This is a genomic window from Streptomyces hazeniae, assembly GCF_031845485.1.
GTDB classification, from domain to species: Bacteria; Actinomycetota; Actinomycetes; order Streptomycetales; family Streptomycetaceae; genus Streptomyces; species Streptomyces hazeniae.
In genome coordinates this window covers 1-634 of sequence record NZ_JAVREQ010000087.1, presented here as the reverse complement: position 1 = coordinate 634, position 634 = coordinate 1, and the positions used below count along the sequence as shown (strand labels likewise).

Genomic DNA, 634 nt, shown 5'->3' with positions numbered 1-634 from the left:
CCTTCAAGGAGAAGCGCTCCCCCCAGTGGAAAGGACGCTGATGAGCCTGGACTACCCCGGACTGCTAGCGGCGCTGCACGTGGAATCTGAGCTGCTCACACATCGTTTGCAGGACTTGCCGTTCGAGTATTGGGGTCGCGCGACACCAGCGCAGGGCTGGAGCATCCAAGATCAGGTATCTCACCTGGCCTTCTTCGACGATGCCACCAAACTGGCCTTGACCGCGCCGGATCACTTCGCGCAGATGGCCGCCAAATTGATCGACGGCGGGATGGACTTTCCCGACCGGGTCGCCGAACAACACCGCATCCTGGCTCCCGAGGCACTGATGAGCTGGTTTTCGGCGGCACGTCAGGAGCTGCTGACCCTGTTCGCCAACAGTGACCCTAAACGCCGTGTGCCGTGGTTCGGTCCCGACATGAGCGTGGCGTCCTCGGCGACCGCCCGGCTGATGGAGACATGGGCGCACGGACACGACATCTTCGAAGCACTGGGTGTCGAACACCCGGCCACCCCCGGGCTGCGCAGCATCGCGCACCTCGGCGTGTCCACCTTCGCGTTCTCACACCGCCTCAACGGTCTTGATGTGCCCAGCGAGCCGGTCGGCGTGCGGCTGCATTCGCCCGAGGGAAAG

General features: G+C 64.0%; 1 protein-coding gene. It reads left to right on the top strand.

What is annotated here, in order from left to right:
- Nucleotides 1-40: 40 nt before the first annotated feature.
- Nucleotides 41-634, top strand: a 594-nt coding sequence (locus RM572_RS28700; RefSeq protein WP_311676296.1) for a maleylpyruvate isomerase family mycothiol-dependent enzyme, incomplete at its 3' end; no start/stop codon positions are given.